The sequence below is a fragment of the Haloplanus sp. CK5-1 genome (assembly GCF_037201915.1).
Lineage (GTDB): Archaea > Halobacteriota > Halobacteria > Halobacteriales > Haloferacaceae > Haloplanus > Haloplanus salilacus.
Genome location: NZ_CP147505.1, coordinates 2,139,752 through 2,165,547 on the forward strand (window position 1 = coordinate 2,139,752; position 25,796 = coordinate 2,165,547).

Below are 25,796 nucleotides of genomic sequence, written 5' to 3' on the forward strand. Positions count from 1 at the left end.
GCGGTCGTCGGCTCACTCCCGAGCAACCAGCACCAGCGCCTCGATCCCGAGGGTAGTCTTCTCGCCGTCGTTGGCGGTCGTCTCGATCCCCCAGCGGACGACACCGTACTCCTCGCGCTCCTCGTCGACGCCGTGGATCGTCGAGTGGACGGTGAGTTCGTCGCCGGGGACGACCGGTTCCGGCCAGCGGAGGCGGTCCAGTCCCTTCGCGCCGAGTGTCATCGTCTCCGAGAGGAAGCCATCGACGAACAGCCGCATCGACATCGACGCGGTGTGCCAGCCGCTGGCGATCAGGCTCCCGTAGATGGAGTCGGCTGCACGCTCGGGATCGGTGTGAAACCACTGCGGGTCGTAGCGCTCGGCGAACTCGAGGATCTCGGCCTCCGTCGCCTCGTACGTGCCGTACGACTCCCCGTCCCAGCGATCGATCTCGTCGAGGTAGACGGTCATCGGGTCGGTCCTCGGGGGCCGGGGTGAAGTGGGTTTCTGCTCGCCGTGGACGGTGGTGTCTCCGTCTGCTGGCGGCCCTCGGCCACTTACTCGTCCCGTTCCAGCGTCTCGCGTCGTTGCTCGAACTCGTCGTCGCTCAGGTCGCCGCGGGCGTACGCGAGACGGAGTTCTTCCATCGCGCCGTCGGTGGTGTCTCCCGACTGCGTGAGAGCGCGATAGAGGAAGTAACCCACGCCCACGAGGACGGCGAGAAAGAGCAGTTGCCCGAGGAGTCCGACGAGCACCATCCACCCCGGCGCAGTCGAGGAACTTCCCCACATACCGCCACCCATCCCGTACATCATCGGTCCACCCATCATCATGCCGCCGCCCGTACCCATCCCCAAGAGTGGGAAGAGGACCAGCACGGCGAGGACGACCAGAAGCAACGTCCGCGTGTCGACGTCCGACGCCATCGGCTCAGCCCTCCCCGGCGGGTCGGTCGACGTTTGCGATCCTGCGATCACGGCCGGCGCGGGATACCCTTGGGCGGTCGGTCGCGTAGTCCATAGGATGGGATACCACACAGGAGGAGTTAATACTCCCGGCGAAGATCGCGCCGAGGACACCTTCCCCGCCTCACGCCCGCTTGCCGATCTCCTCGCGGAGCACGTCGCTGACGATTTCACCGTCGGCCTTCCCGCGGAGAGCGCCCATGCACTCGCCCATGAGCGCGGAGAACGCGCCCATCCCCTCTCGCTCCACTTGGTCGGCGTTGCGCTCGATCACGTCGGTGACGGCGTCGCGCACCTCGCTCTCGGAGACCCCCGAGAGTCCGGCCGCCTCGATCGCCTCCTCGGCGGTGAGGGAGGGGTCGCCGGCAAGCGTCACCAACACCTCGTCGACGCCCTCCTTCGCGAGATCGCCCGCTTCGACGAGTTCGAGGACGGCCAGCAGGTGGTCGTCGGTGAGGCGGTCGACCGCCACGTCGTCGCGGCTGAGCTCGGTCAGCGTCCCCTCCAAGACGCCGGCGGCGAAGGTGGCGTCGACGCCCGCCTCGACGCTCTCTTCGAACAGGGGCATGTGGTGACCGTAGGCCACCTGCTCGGCGAGGCCGGCGTCGAGGCCGTAGTCGGATCGGTAGCGCTCGGCCTTCTCGGTGAGGAGTTCGGGCGTCTCCACGTCGACGACGTCGAGTTCGACGGGCGGTACGTCCGTCTCGGGGTACATTCGCGCCGCGCCGGGGAGTGGCCGCAGGTAGCGGGTCGTCGCCTCCGGGGTAGCGTCGCGGGTCTCCTCGGGGACGCCCTCGATGGCCGTCTCCGCGCGCTCGGCGGCGGCGTCGACGGCCAGATCGGCCGTCTCGGGGTCGTCGGCGACGATGGCGACGGCGTCGTCGGGACCGGCGTCGACCGCGTCGCACAGCGCCTCGACCTCCGCCCCGGTGACGCCGTAGGCGGGGAGTTCGTCGGTGTGGAAGATACCACCCGCGCCGTGGCGCTTGGCGTGATCGGAGAGTTCGGTCCCCAGACGGCGGTCGGGTTGGATCTCGTGGCCGACCAGTCCGTCGAAGCCGAACAGCGGGACGGCCTCGACGCGCCCACCGGAATCGAGTGCGCTCCGGATCACGCCGCTGTCGGTGTCCGCGAAGACGTCGGTCACGTCCCGTGGGTCGCCGACCGACGCGTCCCGGTCGTCGAGCGTCTCGGCGATGTCGAGGAGTTCGACCTGTCGCCCGACCTCGTTGCGGACGATCTCGTCGATCTGGTCGAGCGCCTGGACGCCCTTGATCTCGACGCGTGCGCCCTCGGCGATGGAGACGTTGACGTCCTGTCGGATGGTGCCGAGCCCGCGCTTCACCGCCCCCGTCGAGCGCAGCAACATCCCGATGCGTTCGGCGGCCTCGTGGGCCTGATCCGGCGAGTGGATGTCCGGTTTGGTCCCGATTTCGACCAGCGGGATGCCGAGGCGGTCGAGGCTGTACCGGACGCCGTCGTCGGTCTCCCCGACGCGACCGGCGCTCTCCTCCTCCAGGAGGAGGTCCTCGACGCCGACCGGCCCCTCGCTCGTCTCGATTTCGCCGTCCTGTCCGACCAGAGCCGTGCGCTGGAACCCGGAGGTGTTCGATCCGTCGACGACGATCTTTCGCATGACGTGGGCCTGATCCACGGCCGACATATCGAGGAGGGTGGCGATCTGGAGTGCCACGTCCAGCGCTTCGTCGTCGATCCGGTGAGGCGGTTCGTCGTCCTCCTCGACGAGACAGGTCGTGTCGAAGGCCAGATACTCGAACTCGCGGTCGACGCGGCTCTCCTCGACGGCGGCCTGGTCGAGTTCGCCGAGTTCGCTCTTCGTCGGGTGGAGATACCGGGAGAACGTCCGGACCGACTCCTCGGGTTCCCGACGCTCGGTCGGGCACGCACAGAACAGTTTGGTCGCGGTGTCGAGTTGCTGGTGTATCTCCAGCCCCGCGACGAGTCCGAGCGCCTCGTAGTCGTACTCGCTCATTGTCCCTACCTCTACCCGGCGAGCCTAAAAGCGTTCAGTCTGCGGGGCGACGCCGCCCTCGCCACCGGACGACGTCGCTTTCGCTTCGACCATTGTCGACAACGGACGAAAACGCGTACGTCAGCCCCCGAAAATACGGATACTGAGGAATCTTTATTTGGGAGCGAGCGGGTTTTATGTGATGGTAGAAGACATGTCTGACGACGTCGAACTCCGGCGGACGCAACTCGCGACCCCCGCCAGTGACCCTGAGTTCATGGAGAGCGCCTCGAACAGCGACGCCGACGAAGTCTTCCTCGACCTGGAGGACTCCGTCGCGCCGAACGCCAAGGTCGGGGCTCGAGAACCGCTGATCGAGGCGGCCCAGGACCACGACTGGTCCGACAAGATCCTGTCCTACCGGATCAACGGCATCGACACGCGATGGTGGTACGACGACATCATCGAGGTCATCGGCCAGGCCGGGGAGTACATCGACGACATCATCATCCCGAAGGTCGCCGGTCCGAGCGACATCCACACGGTCGAGAACCTCCTGACGCAGGTCGAGGAGAACAACGGACTAGAGGTCGGACGGATCGGTCTCGAACCCCAGATCGAGGACGGGGAGGGCATCCACAACGTCCACGACATCGCCCACGCCTCCGATCGACTCTCGTCGATCATCTTCGGCCCCGGCGACTACTCGGCGGCGATGGGGACGCCCGGACTGGACATCGGCCAGTTCCCCGAGTACCCCGGCCACTACTGGCACCACGCGCTCTCGGAGTGTAACTCCGCCGCGAAGAGCGCCGACCTGCCCTGCCTGGACGGCCCGTACGCCGACATCGACGACCCCGAGGGCTTCCGCACGTCCGCGGAGCGCGCGAACATGCTCGGCTGCGACGGCAAGTGGGCGATCCACCCGAGCCAGATCGAGATCGGTAACGAAGTGTTCGCACCCGACCCCGAAGTCGCAGAACGCGCCGAACGCATCGTCGACGCCTACGCCGAGGCGATGGAGGAAGGCAAGGGTGCCGTCTCCGTCGACGGACAGATGGTCGACGAGGCCACGAACAAGATGGCCCAGGATATCGTCGCCAAGGCCCGCGCCGCCGGCATCCTGTAGTTCGGTCCTCCCGATCCCGTCCTTTTTCGTCTCGGCAAACGACGAGCGGTCGCCCCGTCAGTCCAGCGGTTGGACGAGTTCGACGACGTGCCCGTCAGGGTCCTCGACGAAGGTGGTCCGCGCGCCGGCCGCGGGTTGGTCGCCGGGTTCCTCGACGACGCCGTAGTGGTCGATGTCGGCGAAGACGGCGTCCACGTCGTCAACGCCGATGGCGAGGTGGTCCCACGAGGTCCCCTCCTCAAACTCGGTTTCGCCGTCCGTCTCGGAGAGTTGGAGTTCGACGCCGTCCTCGTCGGCGACGTAGCGGTTCTCCGTCTCGCCGTCGGGCGTCTCGAACGACCACGACTCCTCGAAGCCGAACTGCTCGTAGAACTCGATCGACTCGTCCGCGTCCGCGACGTTCAGGCAGACGTGTATGAGATTCATTCCGTTCCGCTCTCGGCCGCGAACCGATAAAAAGATGACTGAATGGGGGTATCGGCGAGCGACGGCAACGCCCTCCGACTCCCGAGCGCCGCTATCGGTACCGGCAATTATTCTATACCCATCTTTCGTTACGAACACCCGTGAGCGTGACGTTCACGGGCCCCTAACGTAGGAGTTAAACCAGCCCAGTTCGGTGTGCTATTTATGGCCATTGATGAACGATCGACGGGATTAGAGACCTCCGCGGACTCGCTGGGCCACGAGCACCCGGACGCCGAGGAGTACCGGGATCTGGCCGAGGACCTCCGATCGGGCGTTCGGGGGGACGTCTCCTTCGACGAGTACGCGCAGGTGCTGTACGCCACCGACGGGAGCATCTATCAGGCCAAACCGGCCGGTGTGGTGTTACCGAAGACGGTGAGCGACGTCCAGCACACGGTCGAGACGGCGGCCGAACACGGCGTTCCCATCCTGCCCCGTGGAACCGGGTCGTCGCTCGGAGGCCAGACCGTCGGGCCGGGCTGTGTCGTCGTCGACTTCACCCGCTACATGGACGACATCGTCGACGTCGACCCAGACGACCAGCGGGCGGTCGTCCAACCCGGCGTCGTTCAGGACCACCTCGACAACCACCTCGAAGGGTACGGGCTGAAGTTCGCTCCCGACCCCGCGTCGTCGAACCGATCGACCGTCGTCGGCGGTATCGGCAACAACTCGACGGGTGCCCACTCGGTTCGCTACGGCATCACCGACGCCTACACCGAGGAACTCGACGTCGTCCTGGCGGACGGGTCGCTGATCCACACCGAACCCGTCGTCCTCGACAGCAGTCAGTGGGAGGAGAAAGTCGACAGCGACGGCCTCGAAGCACGGATCTACGAGACCGTCCGCCGACTGGTCGAGGAGCACGAGGACGAAATCGAGGAGAAGTACCCCGACCTCAAGCGGTCGGTTTCGGGGTACAACCTCCAGAAGGTCATCTACGAGAACGACGACGGCGAGGAGGTCATCAATCTCTCGAAACTGTTCGTCGGCGCGGAGGGGACCCTCGGCGTCATCGTCGAGGCCGAAGTCTCGCTGGTCACGCTGCCCGAGGAGACGGCGCTCGTCCTCTACTGTTTCGACGACCTCGTCGAGACAATGCAGGCGGTGCCAGAGGCACTCGAGTTCGACGTCAGCGCCGTGGAGTTGATGGACGACGAGGTGTTCGCGCTCGCGGCCGACTCGACGGAGTACGCCCAGTACGTCGAGATGATCCCCGAGGGGACGAAGGCCGCGCTCATGCTGGAGTACGACTCCGAACTCGTCGACGACTTCGAGGACGCCATCGCCGAGACGAACGACTACTTCGTCGACAACGGCGACGCCTTCCACGCCATCGAGGCCTACACCGAGGAGGACCAGGCAGACATCTGGAAGCTCCGGAAGGCGGCGATTCCCCTCCTGATGGGGATGCAAGGCGACCCGAAGCCCTACCCGTTCATCGAGGACGCGACGGTGCCCCCCGAGGAACTCTCGGAGTACGTCTTCGAGTTCGAGGAGGTTCTCGAGGACCACGGCACCTCCGCGGCCTACTTCGCCCACGCCGGAAGCGGGACGCTCCACATCCGCCCGATCCTCAACCTCAAGGACGGCGAGGGGATCGAGACGATGCACTCGATCACCGAAGACGTGACCGACCTCGTCCTCGACCACTACGGGGCGTTCTCGGGCGAGCACGGCGACGGGATGGCGCGCACGGAGTTCAACCCCAAGATGTACGGGGACGACCTCTGGAATGCGTTCAAAGAACTGAAGACGGCGTTCGACCCCGAGTGGCAGATGCACCCGGGCAACGTCGTCTACCGCGACGGGCCCGAGGACGTCGGCCCCGACTCGGAGCGAGGTGTCGGCGCGGACATGCGCGAGAACCTCCGCTACGGGGCGGACTACCAGTCGGTCGAACCCCAGACCGCACTCGACTTCGAGGACGAGGGGGGGTTCTCCCACCTCGTCGAACTGTGTAACGGCTGTGGCACCTGTCGCCAGACCGACTCCGAGGTGATGTGCCCGACCTACCGCGCGAGCGAGGAGGAGATCCAGACGACGCGCGGCCGGGCGAACATGCTCCGGGCGGCGATCAGCGGCGAACTCGACGAGGACGAGATCTACTCCGACCGCTTCCAGGAGGAGGTGATGGACCTCTGTGTCGGCTGTAAGGGCTGCAAGAGCGACTGCCCGACCGGCGTCGACATGGCGAAACTCAAGACGGAGGTCAAACACCAGTACCACCAGGAGGAGGGTGTCAGCCTCCGTGAACGCGTCTTCGCCAACATCGACACGCTGTCGAAACTCGGATCGATGTTCGCGCCCGTCTCGAATCTCGCGCCCAAGATACCCGGCGCCCGGACGGTGATGGAGGAGGCCATCGGCATCTCCAGCGAACGTGAACTGCCAACCTTCGCGAGCGAGAGTCTCGAGGACTGGTTCGAGGCCCGCGGCCGGTGTCAGGTGGCGCCGAGCGATGCGCGCGATCAGGTGTTGCTGTTCCCCGACACCTACACCAACTACATCTACCCCGACGCGGGGAAGGCGGCGATCGAGGTGCTCGAAGCCGCGAACGTGTTCGTCCGCATCCCGGACGACGTGGCTCCCTCGGGTCGTGCCGCGTTCTCGTCGGGCATGCTCGACCTCTGTCGGGACCGCGCCGAGACGAACGTCTCGGTCCTCCGCGACGCGGTCGACGACGGCTGGTCGGTCGTGTTCGTCGAACCGTCGGACGCCGTCATGTTCCAGGACGAGTACCGGGACCTGCTCTCGGGGCCGGCCGTCGAAACCGTTTCCGACGCCGCCTACGGCGTCATGGAGTACGCGGACGTGACCGGCATGACCGACACCATCGACTTCGGTCAGCCCAAACGGTCGCTCTCCTACCACGGCCACTGCAACCAGAAGGCGACGAACAAGGACCACCACGCCCTCGGCGTCCTGCAGCGTGCGGGTTACGACGTCGACCCCCTCGAGACGACCTGCTGTGGGATGGCCGGCTCCTTCGGCTACCACGAGGAGCACTACGACATCTCGCAGGCCATCGGCAGCCTCCTGTTCGAAGAGGTCGAGGAGAGCCCGGGCGACGAGGTGACCGCCCCCGGCGCGTCCTGCCGGTCGCAACTCGGCGACGAGTACGCCGACCATCCGCCCCACCCGGTCGAGAAACTCGCGGACGCGCTCGACTGATCGGGACGAGACGGAACGGTGGACGGACCGCCCCCGTCTTCACCAGTTATATTTTGGCCGCCGCCGACCTCCGCGTGATGTCAGATTCGGAGTTCACCGTCGCAGTCGACGGCACCGAGGTGACGGCAACGTGGCTCGAAGAGAGCCCGGAGACACGACGAGCGATCGCCGACGCCCTGCCGCTGTCGGGGGAGGCGACGCGCTGGGGTGACGAACTCTACTTCCGGATCCCCGTCGACGTGGACGCCGAGGAGCCACGGGCGACGGTCGAACCGGGGACGATCGCCTACTGGCCGCGGGGCTCGGCGCTGTGTCTGTTCTGGGGGCCGACGCCGGCGAGTACGGGGTCCGAGCTGACGGCGGCGTCGCCGGTGAACGTCGTGGCGCAGTTGGAGGACCTCTCGCCGCTGACGAGTCTCCCCGACGGGGCCGGCGCGACGGTGCGGCTCTCGGAGTGAGCTACAGGTAGCCGTTCTCGACGAGCAGTTCGCCGTTCAGCAGACTCGCGCCGGCCGCGCCGCGGATGGTGTTGTGTGCGAGGCAGTCGAACTTGACGCCGTGGGTGGTCGACTGGATCCCGCCGACGCAGATCTGCATCCCCTTCCCGCGCATCCGGTCCAGCCGAGGCTGGGGGCGTTCGGGGTCGTCGAAGACGTGGATGAGTTGGTTGGGGGCGCTGGGCAGGTCGACGCCGGGGAACTCCCGCATCGCGTCTGCCACCTCGCCGACGTCGGGGTCGTCGGCGAGGTCGACGAAGGCGTTCTCCAGGTGGCCGTCGAGTGTCGGGATGCGGTTGCACGAGGCGGCGACGTCGACGTCGTGCCACGTGAGTTCGGCGCCGTCGAAGTCACCCAGCAGTTTCCGGGACTCGGTCTCCATCTTGTCCTCCTCGCCGCCGATGTGCGGGAGGGCGTTGTCGATGATCTCCATGGAGGTAACCCCGGAGTAGCCGGCCCCGGAGACGGCCTGCAGGGTGGTGACGTCGACACGGTCGAGGCCGAACTCGTCGAGTGCCGCGAGCGGCGGGATCATGGTGATCGTCGAGCAGTTCGGGTTCTTCACCAGCGCGCCGTCCCAGCCGCGCTCGTCGCGCTGTACCTCGATCAGGTCGAGGTGACCGGGGTTGATCTCCGGGATGGTCAGGGGCACGTCCTCGGCGAGGCGGTCGTTCGAGGAGTTCGACGAGATGACATAGCCCTCGCGGGCGAAGTCCTCCTCGACGTCGACGGCGACGCTCGAGGGGAGCGACGAGAAGAGGAGGTCGACGTCGTCCGGAACCGCGTCCGGGTCGGTCGAACGGACGGTCATCTCCGCCACGTCGACGGGGATGGGCGAGTCGACCCGCCACTTCGCCGCCTTCCGGTATGGCTTGCCCGCGCTGTCCTCGCTCGCCGTGAGCGCCGCGAGTTCGAAGGTAGGGTGGCCGTCGAGGAGTTGGATGAATCGCTGTCCGACCGCACCGGTCGCACCGAGGATGCCGACTCGTACTGACATTACCTCTCCGTGTGGGTCACTGGCATAAGGCGGTTTGGATTCGCGTCGCTCGCGCCGACCGATACACTAACGGGGGATTTTCTCGTAGGGGCGGACATGTTCCACAAGGTCCTCGTCGCCAACCGGGGCGAGATCGCCGTTCGGGTCATGCGGGCCTGCGAGGAGTTGGGGGTCCGGACGGTCGCCGTCTACAGCGAGGCCGACAAACACGCCGGGCACGTCCGGTACGCGGACGAGGCGTACAACGTCGGCCCGGCGCGGGCGGCCGACTCCTATCTCGATCAGGACGCGATACTGGCGGCCGCGCGCAAGGCCGGTGCCGACGCCATCCACCCGGGTTACGGCTTCATGGCCGAGAACGCGGCCTTCGCCGAACGCGTGGAGGCGAGCGAACTCGTCTGGATCGGTCCGCCGGCCTCGGCGATGGAACGCCTCGGCGAGAAGACGAAGGCCCGCAGCGTGATGGCCGACGCCGGCGTTCCGGTGGTCCCCGGGACCGATCCCATCGACGATCCCGCGGACGTCGAGGCGTTCGCGGACGAACACGGCTACCCCGTCGCGATCAAGGCCGAGGGCGGCGGCGGCGGTCGGGGCATGAAGATCGTCGAAGGCCCCGACGAGATCGAAGACAGACTCGCGGCCGCCAAGCGGGAGGGCGAGGCCTACTTCGACAACGACTCCGTCTACCTCGAACGCTTCCTCGACGCCCCGCGGCACATCGAGGTGCAGATCGTCGCCGACCACCACGGCAACGTCCGACACCTCGGCGAACGGGACTGCTCGCTCCAGCGTCGTCACCAGAAGATCGTCGAGGAGGGACCGAGTCCGGCGCTCTCGGACGACCTCCGCGAGCGGATCGGGACGGCCGCCCGCGAAGGCATCGCCGACACCGACTACACCAACGCCGGCACCGTCGAGTTCCTCGTCCAGGACGACGAGTTCTACTTCCTCGAAGTCAACACCCGCATCCAGGTCGAACACCCCGTCACCGAGTGGATCACGGGCATCGACATCGTGAAAACCCAGTTGCGGGTCGCCGCGGGCGAGACGATCGGCTTCGAACAGGACGAGGTGGCTATCGACGGCCACGCCATGGAGTTCCGCATCAACGCCGAGAACGCCGCCGACGACTTCGCGCCCGCGACCGGGCGACTCGACACGTACGATCCGCCGGGCGGCATCGGCGTCCGCGTCGACGACGCGGTGCGACAGGGGGACGAGATCGGCGGCGACTACGACTCCATGATCGCGAAACTGATCGTCCACGCCGGCGACCGCGAGGAGTGTCTCGCCCGCGCCGAACGCGCGCTGCAGGAGTTCGAGGTCGAGGGCATCCACACGGTCGTCCCGTTCCACCGACTGATGCTCACCGACGAGCGCTTCACCGCAGGCACCCACACGACGAACTACCTCGATCGGGAACTCGATCCCGAGCGCATCGACCGCGCGGTCGAGCGCTGGGGACGGGACGAGGACGACACCGATGCCGATGCCGACGCCGACGCCGACACGGACGAGGAGGTGAGCGAACGCGAGTTCACAGTCGAGGTCAACGGCAAGCGGTTCGAGGTGAACCTGGAGGAACGCGGTGCTCCCGAGATTCCGACCGGTGGTGGCTCCGGCGGCGACCGGATGGAACGTCCCGACGCCGCCACCGACGACGACGCGGGCGGATCGGCCGCCGCCGCCGAGGGCGAACGGATCGAGGCCGAGATGCAGGGCACCATCCTCTCGGTGGAGGTAGCCGCGGGCGACGAGGTGGCCGCGGGCGACGTCGTCCTCGTGTTGGAGGCGATGAAGATGGAGAACGACGTGGTCGCCGAGAACGGCGGCACCGTCGCCGAGGTGCTCGTCGGGGAAGGCGAGAGCGTGGACATGGGCGATCCGTTGCTCGTTCTCGAATGACCGACACCCGCCGTCACCTGCTCGACGCGCTCTCGGCGGCCGACGCGCCGGTGTCCGGACCGGTCCTCGCCGACCGTCTCGGCGTCTCGCGGGCGGCCGTCTGGAAACACGTCGAGGCGCTGCGGGACGCGGGGTTCGACATCGAGAGCGGGGCGGCGGGGTACGCCGTCGCGTCGGCCCCCGACTACGGCGCGGCGGCCATCGAGTTCGGCCTCGACGCTCCCTACGCCGTCGAGTACCACGACCGCCTCCCCAGCACGAACGACCGGGCGCGGGACCTGGCGGCCGAGGGCGTGACCGACACCGTCGTCGTCGCCGGCGAGCAGACGGGTGGTCGGGGACGCCTCGACCGGGCGTGGCACTCCCCACCTGGCGGCGTCTACGCGAGCCTCCTCTGTCGCCCGGACCGACCGCCGGCCCACGTCCCCACGTTCACACTCGCCGCCGCGGTAGCCGTCACCCGCGCCTGTCGGGAAGCCGGCGTCGACGCGGTCATCAAGTGGCCCAACGACGTGTTGCTGGCGGGCGACGAGCGGAAACTGGCGGGTATCCTGACGGAGATGGAGGGGGAGGCCGACCGCGTCTCGTGGCTGGTCGTGGGTATCGGTACGAACGTCGACGTCGACGCCGCCGACCTGCCGGAGGATGCGACGAGCGTCCGCGCGGAAGGTGGAACCGCCGACCGCCGGCGCTTCTGTCGGCGGGTGATCGAGGCGTTCCACGCCCTCCGGGCCGACCCAGAGGCGGTCCTCCCCGCGTGGCGGGACCACGCCGTGACGCTCGGTCGGTCGGTCCGCGTCGAGACGCCCGCCGGCGACGTCACCGGCGAGGCCGTCGACGTCAGGTTTCCGGGGTCGCTCGTCGTCCGCACCGACGACGGGGAACGGGTCGTCCACGCGGGCGACTGTGAACATCTCCGGCCGGGGTCGGCCTAACCGTCCACGGGGACGGTCGTCACCGGCACCGACGACGCCCGGATGACGCTCTCGGCGACACTCCCCAGGAGGAGGCGGTCGATACCCCCGCGGCCGTGGGTTCCCATCACGATCAGATCACAGCCCTCGTCTTCGGCGTACCGGACGATCTCCCGACTCGGCTTTCCCTCCACGACCACCGTTTCGACGCCGACGCCCGCGTCCCCCTCGTCGGCGAGTTCGTGGACCCGAGCGACCGCCGCCTCCGCGTCCTCCCGGAGCAACTCGTCGACGCTCTCCCACGACGACTCCATCGCCAGTCCCGCGTAGGCGTCCGTGCTGAGGACGTACAACCCGTGGATCGTGGCGTCGTGGATCGCCGCCACCTCGACGGCGTGGTCGATGGCTCGCTCGACGCCGTCGGAGCCGTCGGTGGGGACGAGGATGCGATCGTACGGTTCCATGTGTGACGATAGCACACATCACCACATAACTCTTCACACCACGACCCGCGTCACGTCGTCGACGCCCGCCCGCCGGACCACCGCCCGGACCGGGTCGCGCGCCCCACAGAGGTTGTCCGAGTCTCCGTCGAGGACGAGCAGTTTCGCCGTACGCCCCGCTTCGATCAGACCGCAGTCGAGGCCGGCGAGGTCGGCCCCGTTGACCGTCGCCATCCGCAGGACGTCGTCTGCGTCGACGCCGCCGACCTTCGCCGCGAACTCCATCTCGCGGAACATCGACGGACTGTTGAGCATGACGTTGTCGGTGCCCAGTGCGACCGTCGTCCGATCGAGCAGCTCCCGGATCGGCGGCACGCCGACGCCGGTGACGAGGTTCGACCGCGGGCAGACGGTGACCGGCATCCCTTCGCGTTCGATCCGGTCGAGGTGGTGGGGGTCGGGGTGGACGACGTGGACGAGGAAGGTTGGATCGAGGTCCATCGCGGGATCGAGGTCGTCGGCGTCGCGTTCGCCGGCGTGGATGCCGAACGGTTTCCCCGCCTCGCGGGTGGCGGCCCGTTCGTCGGCGAAGTCGGCGTCGCGGGCACCGCTGGCACCGAAGCCGTCCCCCTCGTGCATCGCGTCGATCGACTCCCGTCCGAGGACGACCGCGCGGAGGTCGAGTCCGTCGAGGGCGCGCCGGATCGCCCGCACGCCGGCGACGCCGCCCTCGCGGAACTCGACGGTCGCGGCCGTCCCAGACCGTTCCATGAACCGGAGCGAGCGTCGCATGGCTGCGACCGTCTCGTCGGTCGAGGCCGCGCGGAGCAGGCGGTGTTTGAGGCCGTCCGGCGGCGCGACGAGTTCGTCGAGCGAGAGGCCGCCGCCCGCCTCCTTGGCGATGGAGTCGCCGACGTGCGTGTGGGCGTTGACGAAGGCGGGACAGACGATGGCGTCCGAGTCGGTCGCCGTCTCCTCGACGGCGACGATCCTTCCCTCCTCGATCACGACCCGTCCCTCGATCGGATCGAACTCCTGGCCGCGCAGGACGGTTCCCTCGACGTGCATGGCTCGTGTGGGGCGTTCGCGACCCTTGAACCTATCCGAACTCGTCGAGCGTGGCGTCGAGGCCGCGGCGAACGTCGGAGACGAGCGTCCCGTCGATGTCGAGGCCGAGCGTCCGGGCGGCGGTCCGCCCGACGCGGTCGACGGCGGTCGGAGGTGCGTAGACGCCCAGTCGCCACTGGTTGCGCCCGGCCACGCGGAGCGCGCTAACGAGCGGCGACTGACGGTCGAGCCGCCGGATCTCGCCGTTGACGACGACCCGCGACGACGACTCCCGTATCTCGGGGGGTGGTGGCACGTCGACGACGACCGACCCGGGGTCGAGGTCGGCCGCCACCGCTACCTCGTGTTCGAGGTCGCGAACGCGTTCCCGGTCCGCGGTCCGGAGCGACTCGGGTACGTCTGGGAGTTCCGCCCACACCGCCCGCTTGTATAGGTCCCGCGTCGAGAGGCGGTCGGCGAGCCCCGCGGTTGCGTCGGTGCGCCGGAGCGTCGCCAGGAGGTCGGCGTCGTCCCACCGCCGGACCGTCTCGGCGTCGTAGCCGCCCGCGTCGAGTAATCGTTCGGTCGCCCGGCGGAGCATTGCCTTGCCGATGCGGGCGACGTGGTGTTGGTACACCGTCGGGTTCATCAGCGCCCGAGCGAGCAGGAGGCTCTCGGCCGTCTGGACGTTCCCCTCCCTCAGGACGAGTTCGCCGTCGACGAAGGTGAGTTCCCGGACCAGCCGGCCGTGGTCGATGGTGCCGTACGGGACGCCGGTGTGGTGGGCGTCCCGAACCAGGTAGTCCATCCGGTCGACGTCGAGTTCGCCCGAGACGAGTTGGCCGTACCGCCCTCCACCGGCGACCAGTTCGGCGACTGCGGCGGGATCCAGGTCGTGGTCCCGGAGGACGGCTCCGACGCGCCCGCTCGCGAGGAGGTCGTCCACGTCGTCGTGGAGTTTCCCCGTGTGCCGGTAGAGGAGGCGTTCGACGTTGTGGCTGAAGGGCGGGTGACCGACGTCGTGCAACAGGGCGGCGGCGCGGACCCGTTCGGCCGTTCGACCGGCCACACCGAGGTGGTCGAGCGCCTCGTTCGCCAGGTGGTAGACGCCGAGGCTGTGCTCGAAGCGCGTGTGGTTGGCCGAGGGGTAGACTAACGAGACGGTGCCGAGTTGACGGACTCGACGGAGCCGCTGCACCGCGGGCGTGTCGAGCAGTGCCTCGGCGACCCCCGTCACCTCGATGTGGTCGTGGACGCTGTCCTTGATCGTCACCATGGCGACAGCTTGGCCGCCACCCATTATATACTCCCGCCCGGTGAGGCGTACAGCTTTGTCCCTCCGCCCCGACCGACACGCATGGCGTCGACCATCGCCGTCCTCGTCTACGACGGCTTCGACGAACTGGACGCGATCGGCCCGTTCGAGGCGTTCGAGATGGCCGCGGACGACGGCGCGCCCTTCGACGTGTCGCTGGTGACCGTCGAAGAGCGAGCGCGCGTCACTGCCGCCCACGGCCTTCGGATCGAACCCGACGGCGTCCTGTCGGCCGGCGACCCGCCGGACCTCCTCGTCGTCCCCGGCGGCGGGTGGAACGACCGCCGGGAGGCGGGTGCGTGGGCCGAGGCGGAGCGGGGGGTGATCCCCGACGCGGTCGCGAAGGCCCACGACGCCGGCGCGACCGTCGGATCGGTGTGTACCGGCGGCATGTTGTTGTCCCGAGCCGGCCTGCTATGTGGTCGCCCTGCAGTCACCCACGCGGGTGCGCTCGACGACCTGCGGGCGACGGACGCCGACGTGGTCGAGGCGCGGGTCGTCGACGACGGCGACGTGGTGACTGCCGGTGGGATCACATCGGGGTTGGATCTGGCGCTCCACCTGATCGAACGTCTCGCGGACCGGGAGACTGCGGAGGGTGTGGCGCGACGACTGGAGTACGACCGCCGGGACGAGGTGTGGGAATCGTGAGTGGTGGGTGGTGAGTGGTGTCGTCGCGGCGCGTCGGTGGACCGCCGGGACGAGGTGTGGGAATCGTGAGTGGTGGGTGGTGAGCGGCGTCGTCGCGGCGTGTCGGTGGACCGCCGGGACGAGGTGTGGGTGTCGTGAGTGGTGGGTGGTGAGCGGTGTCGTCGCGGCGCGTCGCCGTCGTGAACGCCGGCCGAGGATTCACGGCGCATGAGTCGTGTTAGCGTACGGTTCCTCAAAGTTTAACAGCGTGCCAACCGATCGTACGGTGGAGGCTATTCCAATGAGCTACGAACTCGACCCACTTCCGTACGATTACGACGCGCTGGAACCACACATCTCCGAGCAGGTGCTGACCTGGCATCACGACACCCACCATCAGGGCTACGTCAACGGCTGGAACAGCGCCGAGGAGACGCTCGAAGCGAACCGCGAGGACGGCGACTTCGGCTCCTCGCCGGGCGCGATCCGGAACGTAACTCACAACGGTAGCGGACACATCCTCCACGACCTGTTCTGGAACAGCATGTCGCCGGAGGGCGGCGACGAGCCGAGCGGTGCGCTCGCCGACCGGATCGAGGAGGACTTCGGCTCCTACGAGGCCTGGAAGGGCGAGTTCGAGGCCGCCGCGGGCAACGCCGGCGGCTGGGCGCTGCTGGTCTACGACTCGTTCTCGAACCAGCTTCGCAACGTCGTGGTCGACAAGCACGACCAGGGCGCGCTCTGGGGCTCCCACCCCATCCTCGCGCTCGACGTCTGGGAGCACTCCTACTACCACGACTACGGTCCGGCCCGCGGCGACTTCGTCGACAACTTCTTCGAGGTCGTCGACTGGGAGGAGCCGAGCGCCCGCTTCGAGCAGGCCGTCGAGCTGTTCGAGTAGTCGCGCGACGACTCGGCCGACACCCACGTTTTTTCGACGCCACACCGACGAGCGACGCGTCCCCGACGACAACGGTTTAGCGCCTGCGACCGCTCGCTTCCGTATGCCCAGACCCAAATCCGAGTTCGAGGGGATCTACCCCTGCGAGTTCTACGAGCCCGAGGAACTGCTCGACGCCGACGTGATGTACACGATCGGAGAGATCGCTCGCCTGCTGCAGGGACTCGACCCCGACGCCGACGTGGACGAGGGGACCGAGGCCGTCATCGTCGACTGGGCGGTGCCGTGGGTGATGGTCAACGCCGACGACTTGGTGGTCGGCGAGCCACCGACCGACGACGACCCCGGGTACTACGGACTGCGAACGGAGTGATCAGCGCCGCCGGGCGGCCTCCCCCGCCCGTTCGATCGTCGCGTAGGCGTCGGTCGTGGCGCTCGGCCCGTGGCCGGCGTGGAGGGCCGAGAGGTCCGGATCGACCGTCTCACGCAGGCGGTCGATGCTCCGGATCAGCGCCTCGCGGTCTCCCTCCTCCAGATCCGTCCGTCCGAACGCGCCGTCGGCGAACACCAGGTCGCCCGCGAAACAGACCTTCGGGGCCGGCGCGTACAGACAGATGTGGTCGTTTTTGTGGCCCGGCGTGTGGAGGATGTCGTAGTCGTGGTCGCCGATGTGGGCCGTCGCCCCGAGTTCGTGGTCGACCGCGGGCTGCTCGGGATCGTATCCCCACGTTTCGACGCCGAACGCCTCGCATACGGCGCCGACGTTGCCGACGTGGTCCCGGTGGGTGTGGGTCAGGACGACGGCGTCGAGGGCGTCGATCCGAGACTCGATCCGGGAGACGACGTCGAAGTTCGCCCCGGTATCGACCAGGACCGTCCGCTCGCCGGGCACGAGGAAGGCGTTGCTGGTGAACGCGCGCACGTCGGCCGCGAGGTTCGTGACGTCGGTCATGTGCCGGGCTCTACAACCCCTCGGGGCTTGAACGATTCGTCCCCACCTGCGTCGGTCCCCGAGGGACGGGAGTGGAGCCCTCCGAACCACCGTCGAATCGTCGGGAAGCTATCCCGTGTTTCGGGGACATCAACGGCTGTGACTAGTTCCGAACCCACTCTTCGAGCGTGAACGCCTCGTACTCGGTGCGGTCGAGGAGGGTCCACTCGTCGGGGTCCCAGTCGGGGAAGTACGTGTCGCCCTCGTACTCGCCGGGGATCCGACTGAGCACCATCCGGTCGACGACCGGCTGGAACAGATCGTAGATCGCCGCCCCGCCGATGACGTAGGCGTGGTCGCTCCCGAGCGATTCGACGGCCGCAACCGCGTCGTCGACGCCGGCGGCGTGGTGGGCCGACTCGACGTCGTACTCGGTCGTCGACCGGCTCAACACCACCTGTGCGGTTCCGGGGAGGTCGTCGCACATCGAGTCGAAGGTTCGTCGACCGAGGATCACGGGTGCGTCCGCGATCCGGTCCCTGTACTGTCGCTTGTCGGCCGGGATACTCGGCCACGGGAGGTCGCCGTCCCGACCGATCACGCCGTTCGCTGCCAGTGCGGCAATCGAAGTCAGTTTCATCGGTTTTCTCGGTCGTGCCCGACACCGGCGTACTCGACGCCGGTCAGGTCGGCGACGTCGCGTTTCCAGGTCGTCAGATCCCGTCGGTTGAACCCTGCGAGGCTGTCGTGTCCACAGGCTCGGGCCATGACCGTCATCAACTCGACCGTCGCCTCGAAGAAGTTCCGGAGGCCGTCGGCAGCCGAGTCGACGACGATCCGGCTCCGGAGGTCTTCCCGCTGGGTGGCGATCCCGACCGGACAGTTGTTCGAGTCACAGGCCCGCATCCCGAGACAGCCGATGGCTTGCATCGCCGAGTTAGCGACGGCGACGCCGTCGGCACCGAGCGCCATGGCCTTGATGAAGTCGGACTCCGTCCGGAGGCCACCGGTGGCGACGAGCGTCACGTCCGAGCGGTCGCGTTCGTCCAGGTGGCGACGGGCGCGGGCGAGGGCCGCCATCGTCGGAACCGAGATGTTGTCCTTGAAGATGTCGGGGGCCGCGCCGGTGCCGCCGCCGCGCCCGTCGAGGATGAGGTAGTCCGCCCCCGCCTCGAGAGCGAAGTCGATGTCGGCCTCGACGTGTTGGGCGGAGAGTTTGAACCCGACCGGGATGCCACCGCCGACCTCGCGGACGCGGTCGGCCATCTCGGCGAAGTCCTCGGGCGTCTCCAGATCCCGGAACCGAGCCGGACTCACGGCGTCGGTCCCCGGTTCGAGGTCCCGAACCTCGGCGATCCGCCCCTGGACCTTCTCGCCGGGAAGGTGGCCTCCGGTGCCCGTCTTCGCCCCCTGTCCGGCCTTGAAGTGGAACGCCTGCACCCGGTCGACGAGGTCGATGTCCCAGCCGAACTCCCCCGTCGCGTACTCGTAGAAGTACCGGGAGTTCGCCTCCTGCTCCTCGGGCAACATGCCGCCCTCGCCGGAACAGACACCGGTTCCCGCTCGCTCTGCGCCTTTCGATATCGCGACTTTCGCCTCCTCGCTGAGCGCTCCGAAGCTCATGTCGCTGACGAAGATCGGAATCTCCAGTTCCAGCGGGTTCTCCGCGTTCGGGCCGATCACCAGTCCGGTGTCGACCGGTGTCTCGTCGGCAAGCGGCGCGCGAGCGAGTTGGGCGGTCAGGATCTGTAGGTCGTCCCACGATGGCAACTCCGACCGCGGGACACCCATCGCGGAGACGCTCCCGTGTTCGCCGATTCCCTCGGGGCCCCGCTGGGCGAGTTTCTGGATGTAGTGGGCGTACGGCTCCGCCTCGTCGTCGGGGTCGCCGTAGAACTCGGGATCGACTGCCCCGCCGTCGACGTCGTCGGTGGCGCCCCGCATCGCCCCGTCGCCGCCGTCGTCTTCGGGGTCGGCGTACGGTTGGGGGTTGTCCTCGGCCCACGCAGCCACGTCGCCCGCGTCGACGTAGACGGCGTCCTCGTCCTCGTCGATCCACGCGGGGAACGACTCGAGGACCTCGGAGTTGTCGTACTCGCTGATCCCGGTGTCGACCCGGTAGTCCCAGCCGTGGACGCCGCAGATGAGGTCGTCGCCTTCGACGTGGCCGTCGCCGAGGAGCACGCCCCGGTGGAGACACCGTCCGTAGAGGACCGACACTTCGCCGTCGTAGCGGACGACGACCAGATCGACGCCCTCGACGCGGGCGTGGATGGGATCGCGGTCGGCGAGGTCGCTCCACGTGGCGACCCGTTCGGGGCGACTCACGCCTCGATCCCCCGGGGTCGGTCGTCGACGCCATCTGCTCGTTTCGTCGTCGGTGCGTATCGGTGAGTCATACTGGATCGGAGTCGGTGACGATTTCGACGAGCGCGGGGCCGTCGTGGTCGATAGTCGTGTCGAGTGCGGCGTACTCGCCGTCGTAGTGGGTGATCGCGACGGTCGTGTCCCCGCAGTTCGCAGTCGTGACTCGCCCGTCGGGGAGTTCGTCGGGAAAGAGGGCTCTGTACCACGTCGTGTCCGCCGTCGAAGGCGGGTCGGTGCTCATGTCAACCGAACTGGGGCGCGCCCGGGTAAATCTCGGGGCGGGCGTTCGGCCCCGGTCCACCGCCGGGAAACGATTATGTGGGTTCGGCGCACACCATTCGACCTTCCGACACCCGACCCCGATGCCGAGGACTCCCGACCCTTGAAGTAGCCCGCCGCCCCCCTCGAACCCATGGACGTCCAACTGCTCGAGGCGACGCCCGATCCGGAGCGCGTGATCTGCTCGGCGGCGCGGAACGACTACCTCACCGAGTTCGTCGGCGACATCTCCTTCGAGGAGGCGATGGAGGGAATCGAGGGAGAGACGGTCGAAGAGAAACGGGAGACCCTGATCGGCCACCTGCTGGACCACGGCCACTTCGGGCCGTTCGAACACCCACAGGCCACCTTCGCCATCGAGGGCGTCAGCCGATCGTGTATGGCACAGATCACCCGCCACCGCCACGCGAGTTTCGACATCCAGAGCATGCGGTACGTCTCCTTCGACGACGTGGACCCCGCGGACGTCGAGGAGGGGGCGATGGTGGTGACGCCGCCGTCGGCGACCGATCCGGAGTGGATCGGTCGCAACCAGTCGAGCGGCCCAGTCGACGCGGAGACCGTTGCGGAGCGCGAGCGGATCTTCCGCGAGACGGTGCGGAACTCCGTCGAGTCCTACCAGGAGTTGCTGGAGTTGGGAATGCCACCCGAGGACGCCCGCTTCGTCCTCCCCATCGGTACCGAGGTCAACATCGTCATGTCGGTCAACGCCCGAATGTTGATGCACATCGCCGACATGCGTGCCGCCGCCGACAGCCAGTGGGAGATCCGCGAGATGACCGAGTCTATCTTGGATTTGGCCGCCGACTGGTGTCCGATCACCTTCGACCACTACGAGGAGCAGATGAAGGGCCGGAAGAACCGCCTCGCACCCTGAGGCGGCTGCCCCGACTTATTTCCGTCTCTGTGTGGTACTGTCCCACATGGTCCCGAAACCGGTCACGACCGGCGAGACGCACGTCGTCGCGATAGAGGAGTTGGGGTCGGAGGGCGACGGCATCGGCTACGTCGACGACTTCACGGTTCTCGTCGACGAGGCGACGCTCGGCGAGACGGTGCAGGTCGAGATCACCGACGTGGCGTCGACCTTCGCCCGCGGCGAGGTGGTCGACAGCGAGTTCGGCTTCGACTGACGGGGACAGGGGCTTCAGTACGGGGTTCGAAGACCGACCGATGACCGACGCTCGAGGCCTGTACGACCTACTCCACGACGGGGACGCGCTCACCGTCGTCTGCCACAACAACCCCGATCCGGACTGTCTGTCGAGCGCTTTCGCCCTCGGTCGGATTGCCGCCGCCGCCGGCATCGACGAGCGACGCATCCTCTACAGCGGCCAGATCTCCCACCAGCAGAACCGCGCGTTCGTCAACTTGCTCGGCATCGACCTTCAGCCGTTCGATCCGGACTCGGTGCGTGACAGGCTGCCCGGATCGCTGCTCGCCTTCGTCGACCACTCGATTCCGGGGAGGAACAACGAGGTGCCCGCGGGGACGCCGATCGATATCGTGATCGATCACCACCCGGCGGAGGGGATCGAGGCTCGATTCGTCGACCACCGTGAGGAGATCGGTGCGACGGCGACGGTCCTCGCGGAGTACGTCACCGAACTCGACGTGGAGGTGGACACGCCGCTCGCGACGGCGCTCACGTTCGCGATCCGGCGGGAGACGCTGGGGTTCCTGCGCGGGATGACGACCGCGGAGTACGAGGCCGTCGCCACCCTCCACGACCGGATCGATCCCGACCTGTTGCGTCGACTGTCGAATCCCTCGGTCAGCGGTGCGACGGTCGACGCCATCGGGGACGCCATCGACAACCGCTCGGTTCGGGGGTCGACACTCGTCACCCACGTCGGCTACACGAGCGAGCGCGACGCTCTCCCGCAGGCTGCCGACTACCTCGCGACCCTGGAGGGCGTCGAGACGGCAGTCGTATTCGGCATCGTCGACGACGCCATCCACGTCAGCGCCCGCTCGACGGACTCGCGGATCCACGTCGGCGACGCGCTCGCAGACGCCTTCGCGGACGTGGGAAGTGCCGGAGGACACCGCGAGATGGCCGGCGGCGAGATTCCGCTGGGTATCTTCGCCGGCTACGCGGCCGACGACACCACCCTGCTCGACATCGTCGAACGAGTCGTCACCGACAGACTCGACGCCACACTCGGACTGGACCGATCGGGGGAGGGTGGCGAGTAGGCGGTCCCGAACGTCTTCGATCCGGACGACGACGGGGACGACCGAGTCGCGGGGCGGAACCCGTTTCACTCACCCTCGTCAACTCCCGTCCATGCGCCTGACCTTCCTCGGCACCGGGAGCGCGATGCCGTTGCCCGACCGGGCCCAGACCGGCCTGTTGCTCGAACGCGACGACCGCCGACTGCTCGTCGACGCCGGCGCGGGCGTCCTCGGCCGACTCGCGGCGGCCGACGCGGGCTACGAGGGCGTCTCGACGGTCCTCCTCACCCACCACCACCTCGACCACGTCGCCGACCTCCTCCCCCTGTCGAAGGCGCGGTGGCTGGCGGGCGAGACGGGTCTGGAAGTCGTCGGCCCGAGCGGGACGAAAGCCCACCTCGACGCCCTGCTCGACGCCTACGACTACCTCGACGGCCGGGTCGACCTCCGGATCCGCGAGGTTGGTGCCCACGACTTTTCGGTCGCCGGCTTCGACGTGGACGCCCGCGAGACGCGCCACTCGGTGGACGGCCTCGCCTACCGGTTCGCCGGCGAGGGCGACGAGGGTGACCTCGCGATCAGTAGCGACACCGAGGCGTTCGAGGGGATGGCCGCCTTCGCCGACGGTGCCGCCGTGTTCGTCCACGACTGCTCTTTTCCCGACGACGTGGACGTCTCCAACCACCCCACGCCGACGACCCTCGGGGAGACCCTCGCCGGCCACGACTACGGCCGTGTCTATCTCACCCACCTCTACCCCCACACCGAGGGGCGACACGACGAGATGCTGGACGCCGTCGGCCGGCACTACGACGGCGACGTGCGCTTCGCCCGCGACGGCCTCCGCGTGGAGTGTTAGATGACGTCGTCCGGGTCGTGTGTCTCGGCCGTGCGCCTCGCCGCCGCCGCGTACGCCTCGCGGCGGTCCGCTTCGACCGCTCCCAGGTCGTCGGGTGCGGCCTCGACGGCTGCGGTCGTGTCCCGTACGTCGGTGAAGGAGGTGAGCGCACGCTCCTTCCGGAAGTAGCGCTCGCCGTCGAGCGTGGCGTACGTGAGGATGATCAGGTTCTGTTCGTCGTCCGAGTAGGTCCGTTCGACCAACCAGACTCGGACGGCGTCGTCGGTCGACATGGTTCGACCGAGACGCTCCGCGGAGATGAGTCCTCGGACGACCCGCGACCGGTCAGGCCGCAAGCCCGCGGTTCAGTTCGGCTTCGCCGTCGTCGTCGATCACCACGTCCAACTGGTTGAACGGCTCCTCGGTCCGGAACGACCGGTCGAGCGCCGGCTCACCGTCGACGCGGGCCATCACCCGATACCGGCCGGGTCGCCACGGGGCCGACCCGACTTCGGCGACGTCCTCGGCCGCAACCTCGACGTCGCCGTCGATCACTCGGCGGTCGTCCCGGACGACCGACACCGCAACCGTGTGGGACACGTCGTCGCGGTTCACCGCGAGCGAGGTGATCGCATCGCCCGGTCCGCCTGTACAGCCGGACAGTACCCCCAACGGGAGGAGCGCGAGGTAACTGCGTCGGCGCACGGTCAGCCGATCCACGTCCCCACGTCCTCGCCGTCGAGGAAGGCCGACAGGTCGTCGAGCCCGAAGACGAAGGCGGGGACGTCGAGGTCGAGGAGCGTCCGCACCTTGCCGGCCATCCCGCCGGTCACGTCGGTGGCGTCGCTCCCGCCGAGGGCGTCGGCGACGGCGTCGAAGTCGTCGATGCGGTCGATCACCGCGCCGGACGCGTCGTAGACGCCGTCGACGGTCGAACAGAGGCCGACCCTGTCGGCGTCGAGGCCGGTCGCCCACTCGACCACGACTTCGTCGCCCGAGACGACCGTCGCGCCCCGGCCCTCGTGGGCGACCACGTCGCCGTGGCTGACGGGGACGACGCCCTCGCCGAGCATCGTCCCCGCGGACGACAGCGACAGGTCCAGGGCGGCGTCGGCGTCGCGCGCGCCGGCGGAGAGGGGGTGGACCGGGAGCGCGTCCACGTCCCGGTCGTGCAGGCGCGAGAGGACGAAGCGGTTGAGCGTCGTCATCGAACCGTGAATCTCGAGGACGGCGCCGGCATCAGCAGTCCCGTCGTCGACGGTCACACCGTGTTTCTCCGCGTAGTGGTGGCCGAAACTCCCCGCGCCGTGGACGAGTGCGAGGTCCGGAGTGGCCCCGCCACCGACGGCGGCGGCGACGGCGTCGGCCGCCGCGTCCAGCGCCGCTCCGTCGAGCGTCTCCGCGCGGTCCTTCTCGGTGATGACGCTCCCGCCGAGTTTGAGGACGGTCGTCATTCCAGCCTCCGGACGCCGTCGGTCGCCAGTTCGGCGCGAAACGCCTCCTCACACCCCGGCGTGAACTGGAGTGCGGTCAGCGTCTCCGGCGTCGGATCGAGTGCGACGATACAGCCGCCACCGCCCGCGCCCGTGAGTTTCGCGCCGTGCGCGCCGGCTTCGCGGGCCGCCCATACCATGCTGTCGAGCGACCGCGAGGAGACGCCCAGCGCTTCGAGCAACCCGTGATTGAAGTTCATCAGGCGACCGATCTCCGCGAGGGCGTCGTCTTCCGTCCCCGCGTCGGGGTCGAGCAACTGCTCGCCCGTCCGGACGACGTCGCCGATGGCGGCGACGGTGTCCTCGGCGAAGCCGTACTCCGATTTGAGCGCGCGCACGCCGGCGACGAGTTCGCCGGTGTCGCCCGCCCCGCCGTCGAAGCCGACGACGAAGGGGAGGTTCGGCGTCTCGATGGCCCGGCAGTCGTCGCCCTCGACGCGGACGGCCCCTCCGACGGCCGAACAGAAGGTGTCTGCTCGCGACGCCTGGCCGTCCTGTACCGCCGCCTCCGCACGGTAGGCACGGTCCGCGACCTCCTCGGCCGAGAGCGGCCGTCCGAGCTCCCGCGTCGCGGCGTCGATGCCCGCGACGGTCACGGCGGCCGACGAGCCCAGTCCCGCACCCAGCGGGATAGCACTCTCGACGGTGATGTCGAAGCCGGCGTCGGGCGTGTCCGTGGCGTCGCGGGCCTGTTCGACCGCCGCGTCGACGTAGCCCATGGCCGCCTCGACGAGGGGGGCCGGCACGTCGACGTCCGGCCGGTCGTCGGTGGATCCGGCGTACTCGACGGTGAACCCATCGAGGCTGAGGTCCGCCGCCTGCACGCGGACGTGGTCGTCGTCGCGCCGTTCGACGGTGACCGTCGCTCGACGCTCGATGGCACAGGGAACGGCGGGTTCGCCGTAGACGACGGCGTGTTCGCCGAAGAGATACACCTTGCCCGGTGCACTCGATACGGTCATACCCGTCCCTACCGGGCGGCCGTCGCTTAAGCGGTCCGGATACTCACTCTTCGTCCGCGTCGTCGAGATCCGCGAGCTCCTCGAGTTCGTCGAGGTCCTCGCCCCCGCCGAGGAGTTTCTTCGCGACGAGCGTGACGACCGCGACCGCGAGCGCCGCCAAGAGCAGTTTGCCGGCGGTGCAACCGCGACAGGAGCCACCGTCGGTCCCGCCGTCGTCCTCCGACTCCGGGCCGACCTCGCTCTCGGTCTCGTCGTCGAAATCGTCGTCCCCGCCGAACGTCGCGGGACCGATCTGGATCGTGCCGTCGCCGAGGTGGAACTCGAGGAGCGTGTACTTTTTGTCTGCCATATCGTCCCTTGTGCGAGCCGAGACTTAGCGGTTGTGTCCCCGCGGTGGCGGAGCGGCGTCACC

At 68.3% G+C, this 25,796-nt stretch carries 29 protein-coding genes; 12 read left to right on the plus strand and 17 right to left on the minus strand.

The window, feature by feature from the left end:
• Window positions 1-12: 12 nt before the first annotated feature.
• The 3 genes from NBT81_RS11350 to gatE form a co-directional block, all read right to left on the minus strand.
• On the minus strand, window positions 13-450 hold the full coding sequence (locus tag NBT81_RS11350; protein WP_338738592.1) for a MaoC/PaaZ C-terminal domain-containing protein: 438 nt from the start codon (window positions 448-450) through the stop codon (window positions 13-15).
• 86 nt (window positions 451-536) lie between these two features.
• Window positions 537-905 carry an SHOCT domain-containing protein gene (locus tag NBT81_RS11355; RefSeq protein ID WP_338738594.1) on the minus strand — a complete coding sequence of 123 codons (369 nt, stop codon included), beginning with the start codon at window positions 903-905 and terminating at the stop codon, window positions 537-539.
• A gap of 163 nt (window positions 906-1,068) precedes the next feature.
• The gene (gatE, locus tag NBT81_RS11360) at window positions 1,069-2,937 is read right to left on the minus strand and encodes a Glu-tRNA(Gln) amidotransferase subunit GatE (RefSeq protein ID WP_338738596.1); all 1,869 of its coding nucleotides are present in this window, start codon (window positions 2,935-2,937) and stop codon (window positions 1,069-1,071) included.
• A 181-nt stretch (window positions 2,938-3,118) separates the two neighbouring features.
• Here gatE and NBT81_RS11365 point away from each other — a divergent pair, with 181 nt between their 5' ends.
• Window positions 3,119-4,045, plus strand: a complete 927-nt coding sequence (locus NBT81_RS11365) for a CoA ester lyase (protein ID WP_338738599.1) — start codon at window positions 3,119-3,121, stop codon at window positions 4,043-4,045.
• Between the two features lie 57 nt (window positions 4,046-4,102).
• Here NBT81_RS11365 and NBT81_RS11370 read toward each other — a convergent pair whose 3' ends face one another.
• Window positions 4,103-4,471 carry a VOC family protein gene (locus NBT81_RS11370; RefSeq protein WP_338738601.1) on the minus strand — a complete coding sequence of 123 codons (369 nt, stop codon included), beginning with the start codon at window positions 4,469-4,471 and terminating at the stop codon, window positions 4,103-4,105.
• A gap of 204 nt (window positions 4,472-4,675) precedes the next feature.
• On the opposite strand from NBT81_RS11370, the gene NBT81_RS11375 reads away from it, so the two are divergent.
• Window positions 4,676-7,687 carry an FAD-binding and (Fe-S)-binding domain-containing protein gene (locus NBT81_RS11375; RefSeq protein WP_338738603.1) on the plus strand — a complete coding sequence of 1,004 codons (3,012 nt, stop codon included), beginning with the start codon at window positions 4,676-4,678 and terminating at the stop codon, window positions 7,685-7,687.
• 77 nt (window positions 7,688-7,764) lie between these two features.
• Entirely contained in the window at window positions 7,765-8,145 is a 381-nt protein-coding gene (locus tag NBT81_RS11380) for a cyclophilin-like fold protein (protein ID WP_338738605.1), read from the plus strand.
• A 1-nt stretch (window position 8,146) separates the two neighbouring features.
• Here NBT81_RS11380 and asd read toward each other — a convergent pair whose 3' ends face one another.
• Window positions 8,147-9,181 carry an aspartate-semialdehyde dehydrogenase gene (gene asd, locus NBT81_RS11385; protein WP_338738607.1) on the minus strand — a complete coding sequence of 345 codons (1,035 nt, stop codon included), beginning with the start codon at window positions 9,179-9,181 and terminating at the stop codon, window positions 8,147-8,149.
• A gap of 96 nt (window positions 9,182-9,277) precedes the next feature.
• On the opposite strand from asd, the gene NBT81_RS11390 reads away from it, so the two are divergent.
• Together NBT81_RS11390 and NBT81_RS11395 are read left to right on the plus strand one after the other, a co-directional pair.
• A complete protein-coding gene (locus NBT81_RS11390; protein ID WP_338738609.1) occupies window positions 9,278-11,086 on the plus strand; it encodes an acetyl-CoA carboxylase biotin carboxylase subunit in 1,809 nt (602 codons plus the stop codon).
• Window positions 11,083-12,021 carry a biotin--[acetyl-CoA-carboxylase] ligase gene (locus tag NBT81_RS11395; protein ID WP_338738611.1) on the plus strand — a complete coding sequence of 313 codons (939 nt, stop codon included), beginning with the start codon at window positions 11,083-11,085 and terminating at the stop codon, window positions 12,019-12,021. Before NBT81_RS11390 ends, NBT81_RS11395 begins: the two co-directional genes overlap by 4 nt.
• Here NBT81_RS11395 and NBT81_RS11400 read toward each other — a convergent pair.
• From NBT81_RS11400 to NBT81_RS11410, 3 genes are read right to left on the minus strand one after another with little or no spacing between them, the layout of a single operon-like run.
• The gene (locus NBT81_RS11400; protein ID WP_425498645.1) at window positions 12,018-12,464 is read right to left on the minus strand and encodes a universal stress protein; all 447 of its coding nucleotides are present in this window, start codon (window positions 12,462-12,464) and stop codon (window positions 12,018-12,020) included. The genes NBT81_RS11395 and NBT81_RS11400 overlap by 4 nt on opposite strands.
• Before the next feature lie 33 nt (window positions 12,465-12,497).
• A complete protein-coding gene (locus NBT81_RS11405) occupies window positions 12,498-13,511 on the minus strand; it encodes an amidohydrolase family protein (protein ID WP_338738613.1) in 1,014 nt (337 codons plus the stop codon).
• Between the two features lie 31 nt (window positions 13,512-13,542).
• The gene (locus NBT81_RS11410) at window positions 13,543-14,766 is read right to left on the minus strand and encodes an HD domain-containing protein (RefSeq protein ID WP_338742550.1); all 1,224 of its coding nucleotides are present in this window, start codon (window positions 14,764-14,766) and stop codon (window positions 13,543-13,545) included.
• A gap of 81 nt (window positions 14,767-14,847) precedes the next feature.
• Between NBT81_RS11410 and NBT81_RS11415 the strand changes: the two genes are divergently transcribed.
• From NBT81_RS11415 to NBT81_RS11425, 3 genes are all read left to right on the plus strand, one after another.
• Window positions 14,848-15,456, plus strand: coding sequence for a DJ-1/PfpI family protein (locus NBT81_RS11415; protein WP_338738615.1), 609 nt, complete (start codon window positions 14,848-14,850; stop codon window positions 15,454-15,456).
• 280 nt (window positions 15,457-15,736) lie between these two features.
• Window positions 15,737-16,336, plus strand: a complete 600-nt coding sequence (gene sod / locus NBT81_RS11420) for a superoxide dismutase (RefSeq protein ID WP_338738617.1) — start codon at window positions 15,737-15,739, stop codon at window positions 16,334-16,336.
• A gap of 103 nt (window positions 16,337-16,439) precedes the next feature.
• Entirely contained in the window at window positions 16,440-16,709 is a 270-nt protein-coding gene (locus tag NBT81_RS11425; RefSeq protein WP_338738619.1) for a DUF5827 family protein, read from the plus strand.
• Here the strand turns inward: NBT81_RS11425 and NBT81_RS11430 are convergent, their stop codons facing one another.
• From NBT81_RS11430 to NBT81_RS11445, 4 genes are all read right to left on the minus strand, one after another.
• On the minus strand, window positions 16,710-17,288 hold the full coding sequence (locus tag NBT81_RS11430; RefSeq protein WP_338738621.1) for an MBL fold metallo-hydrolase: 579 nt from the start codon (window positions 17,286-17,288) through the stop codon (window positions 16,710-16,712).
• A 142-nt stretch (window positions 17,289-17,430) separates the two neighbouring features.
• A complete protein-coding gene (locus tag NBT81_RS11435; protein WP_338738623.1) occupies window positions 17,431-17,907 on the minus strand; it encodes a dihydrofolate reductase in 477 nt (158 codons plus the stop codon).
• Window positions 17,904-19,595, minus strand: coding sequence for a glutamate synthase-related protein (locus NBT81_RS11440; RefSeq protein ID WP_338738625.1), 1,692 nt, complete (start codon window positions 19,593-19,595; stop codon window positions 17,904-17,906). Before NBT81_RS11440 ends, NBT81_RS11435 begins: the two co-directional genes overlap by 4 nt.
• Window positions 19,596-19,662: 67 nt before the next feature.
• Window positions 19,663-19,875, minus strand: a complete 213-nt coding sequence (locus NBT81_RS11445; protein WP_338738627.1) for a hypothetical protein — start codon at window positions 19,873-19,875, stop codon at window positions 19,663-19,665.
• Window positions 19,876-20,046: 171 nt separating this feature from the next.
• Between NBT81_RS11445 and thyX the strand changes: the two genes are divergently transcribed.
• From thyX to NBT81_RS11465, 4 genes are all read left to right on the plus strand, one after another.
• Complete coding sequence (gene thyX / locus NBT81_RS11450) at window positions 20,047-20,790, plus strand: FAD-dependent thymidylate synthase (RefSeq protein ID WP_338738628.1); 744 nt, start codon at window positions 20,047-20,049, stop codon at window positions 20,788-20,790.
• Window positions 20,791-20,836: 46 nt separating this feature from the next.
• Window positions 20,837-21,046 (plus strand): TRAM domain-containing protein, encoded by a 210-nt coding sequence (locus NBT81_RS11455; protein WP_338738630.1) that lies wholly within the window; start codon window positions 20,837-20,839, stop codon window positions 21,044-21,046.
• A 40-nt stretch (window positions 21,047-21,086) separates the two neighbouring features.
• On the plus strand, window positions 21,087-22,112 hold the full coding sequence (locus NBT81_RS11460; protein WP_338738632.1) for a bifunctional oligoribonuclease/PAP phosphatase NrnA: 1,026 nt from the start codon (window positions 21,087-21,089) through the stop codon (window positions 22,110-22,112).
• Window positions 22,113-22,203: 91 nt separating this feature from the next.
• Window positions 22,204-22,950 carry an MBL fold metallo-hydrolase gene (locus NBT81_RS11465; RefSeq protein ID WP_338738634.1) on the plus strand — a complete coding sequence of 249 codons (747 nt, stop codon included), beginning with the start codon at window positions 22,204-22,206 and terminating at the stop codon, window positions 22,948-22,950.
• Here the strand turns inward: NBT81_RS11465 and NBT81_RS11470 are convergent.
• The 5 genes from NBT81_RS11470 to NBT81_RS11490 are packed head-to-tail and all read right to left on the minus strand — an operon-like array spanning window position 22,947 to window position 25,733.
• On the minus strand, window positions 22,947-23,222 hold the full coding sequence (locus NBT81_RS11470; protein ID WP_338738636.1) for a hypothetical protein: 276 nt from the start codon (window positions 23,220-23,222) through the stop codon (window positions 22,947-22,949). The two genes, NBT81_RS11465 and NBT81_RS11470, sit on opposite strands and share 4 nt — an antisense overlap.
• A gap of 52 nt (window positions 23,223-23,274) precedes the next feature.
• Window positions 23,275-23,649, minus strand: a complete 375-nt coding sequence (locus NBT81_RS11475; protein ID WP_338738638.1) for a hypothetical protein — start codon at window positions 23,647-23,649, stop codon at window positions 23,275-23,277.
• Window positions 23,637-24,383, minus strand: coding sequence for an isopentenyl phosphate kinase (locus NBT81_RS11480; RefSeq protein WP_338738640.1), 747 nt, complete (start codon window positions 24,381-24,383; stop codon window positions 23,637-23,639). Before NBT81_RS11480 ends, NBT81_RS11475 begins: the two co-directional genes overlap by 13 nt.
• Window positions 24,380-25,384: a mevalonate kinase gene (mvk, locus tag NBT81_RS11485; protein WP_338738642.1), complete on the minus strand. Its 1,005-nt coding sequence runs from the start codon at window positions 25,382-25,384 to the stop codon at window positions 24,380-24,382. The genes NBT81_RS11480 and mvk overlap by 4 nt, the downstream gene beginning before the upstream one ends.
• 43 nt (window positions 25,385-25,427) lie before the next feature.
• Entirely contained in the window at window positions 25,428-25,733 is a 306-nt protein-coding gene (locus tag NBT81_RS11490; protein WP_338738644.1) for a hypothetical protein, read from the minus strand.
• Window positions 25,734-25,796 lie beyond the last annotated feature (63 nt).

Excerpts from the sequence above, each read along its gene's own strand:
- NBT81_RS11350 (WP_338738592.1), bottom strand. The coding sequence starts at position 450 with ATGACCGTCTACCTCGACGAGATCGATCGCTGGGACGGGGAGTCGTAC.
- NBT81_RS11355 (WP_338738594.1), bottom strand. The coding sequence starts at position 905 with ATGGCGTCGGACGTCGACACGCGGACGTTGCTTCTGGTCGTCCTCGCC.
- gatE (WP_338738596.1), bottom strand. The coding sequence starts at position 2,937 with ATGAGCGAGTACGACTACGAGGCGCTCGGACTCGTCGCGGGGCTGGAG.
- NBT81_RS11365 (WP_338738599.1), top strand. The coding sequence starts at position 3,119 with ATGGTAGAAGACATGTCTGACGACGTCGAACTCCGGCGGACGCAACTC.
- NBT81_RS11370 (WP_338738601.1), bottom strand. The coding sequence starts at position 4,471 with ATGAATCTCATACACGTCTGCCTGAACGTCGCGGACGCGGACGAGTCG.
- NBT81_RS11375 (WP_338738603.1), top strand. The coding sequence starts at position 4,676 with ATGGCCATTGATGAACGATCGACGGGATTAGAGACCTCCGCGGACTCG.
- NBT81_RS11380 (WP_338738605.1), top strand. The coding sequence starts at position 7,765 with ATGTCAGATTCGGAGTTCACCGTCGCAGTCGACGGCACCGAGGTGACG.
- asd (WP_338738607.1), bottom strand. The coding sequence starts at position 9,181 with ATGTCAGTACGAGTCGGCATCCTCGGTGCGACCGGTGCGGTCGGACAG.
- NBT81_RS11390 (WP_338738609.1), top strand. The coding sequence starts at position 9,278 with ATGTTCCACAAGGTCCTCGTCGCCAACCGGGGCGAGATCGCCGTTCGG.
- NBT81_RS11395 (WP_338738611.1), top strand. The coding sequence starts at position 11,083 with ATGACCGACACCCGCCGTCACCTGCTCGACGCGCTCTCGGCGGCCGAC.
- NBT81_RS11400 (WP_425498645.1), bottom strand. The coding sequence starts at position 12,464 with ATGGAACCGTACGATCGCATCCTCGTCCCCACCGACGGCTCCGACGGC.
- NBT81_RS11405 (WP_338738613.1), bottom strand. The coding sequence starts at position 13,511 with ATGCACGTCGAGGGAACCGTCCTGCGCGGCCAGGAGTTCGATCCGATC.
- NBT81_RS11410 (WP_338742550.1), bottom strand. The coding sequence starts at position 14,766 with ATGGTGACGATCAAGGACAGCGTCCACGACCACATCGAGGTGACGGGG.
- NBT81_RS11415 (WP_338738615.1), top strand. The coding sequence starts at position 14,848 with ATGGCGTCGACCATCGCCGTCCTCGTCTACGACGGCTTCGACGAACTG.
- sod (WP_338738617.1), top strand. The coding sequence starts at position 15,737 with ATGAGCTACGAACTCGACCCACTTCCGTACGATTACGACGCGCTGGAA.
- NBT81_RS11425 (WP_338738619.1), top strand. The coding sequence starts at position 16,440 with ATGCCCAGACCCAAATCCGAGTTCGAGGGGATCTACCCCTGCGAGTTC.
- NBT81_RS11430 (WP_338738621.1), bottom strand. The coding sequence starts at position 17,288 with ATGACCGACGTCACGAACCTCGCGGCCGACGTGCGCGCGTTCACCAGC.
- NBT81_RS11435 (WP_338738623.1), bottom strand. The coding sequence starts at position 17,907 with ATGAAACTGACTTCGATTGCCGCACTGGCAGCGAACGGCGTGATCGGT.
- NBT81_RS11445 (WP_338738627.1), bottom strand. The coding sequence starts at position 19,875 with ATGAGCACCGACCCGCCTTCGACGGCGGACACGACGTGGTACAGAGCC.
- thyX (WP_338738628.1), top strand. The coding sequence starts at position 20,047 with ATGGACGTCCAACTGCTCGAGGCGACGCCCGATCCGGAGCGCGTGATC.
- NBT81_RS11455 (WP_338738630.1), top strand. The coding sequence starts at position 20,837 with ATGGTCCCGAAACCGGTCACGACCGGCGAGACGCACGTCGTCGCGATA.
- NBT81_RS11460 (WP_338738632.1), top strand. The coding sequence starts at position 21,087 with ATGACCGACGCTCGAGGCCTGTACGACCTACTCCACGACGGGGACGCG.
- NBT81_RS11465 (WP_338738634.1), top strand. The coding sequence starts at position 22,204 with ATGCGCCTGACCTTCCTCGGCACCGGGAGCGCGATGCCGTTGCCCGAC.
- NBT81_RS11470 (WP_338738636.1), bottom strand. The coding sequence starts at position 23,222 with ATGTCGACCGACGACGCCGTCCGAGTCTGGTTGGTCGAACGGACCTAC.
- NBT81_RS11480 (WP_338738640.1), bottom strand. The coding sequence starts at position 24,383 with ATGACGACCGTCCTCAAACTCGGCGGGAGCGTCATCACCGAGAAGGAC.
- mvk (WP_338738642.1), bottom strand. The coding sequence starts at position 25,384 with ATGACCGTATCGAGTGCACCGGGCAAGGTGTATCTCTTCGGCGAACAC.
- NBT81_RS11490 (WP_338738644.1), bottom strand. The coding sequence starts at position 25,733 with ATGGCAGACAAAAAGTACACGCTCCTCGAGTTCCACCTCGGCGACGGC.